This window comes from Bacillus sp. SIMBA_074 (assembly GCF_046534555.1).
Classification (GTDB): Bacteria; Bacillota; Bacilli; order Bacillales; family Bacillaceae_G; genus Bacillus_A; species Bacillus_A mycoides.
The window spans coordinates 1-241 of sequence record NZ_JAWRYM010001128.1 but is presented as its reverse complement, the minus strand read 5'-3'; the positions used below and the strand labels follow the sequence as shown (position 1 = coordinate 241).

Annotated in this window: 1 pseudogene; it reads right to left on the bottom strand. The window is 65.1% G+C overall.

Annotation, left to right across the window (positions count from 1 at the left end):
- Positions 1–241, bottom strand: a pseudogene (locus SB773_RS34255) (hypothetical protein); the annotation flags it as partial.

Here is a 241-nt window from a genome sequence, read left to right as displayed (position 1 = left end):
ACCGCGATGGCCGCGAAGAACCCGAACAGCACGGCGACCACGACCACGATGGCCGTCACGCCCGCACTCATGCCGAGCGCCGACCAGAAGCCACCGTCGGCGAGGATGCTCCCGAAGCTGTCGAAGCTCAGCGGGAACGGGAAGAACCGCGGTGTGCGCGAGAACAGCTCCTCGTTGTCCGAGAGCGCGGTGTTCACCATCCAGTAGATCGGGAAGTCTTGCAACGATACGGCGACCACCG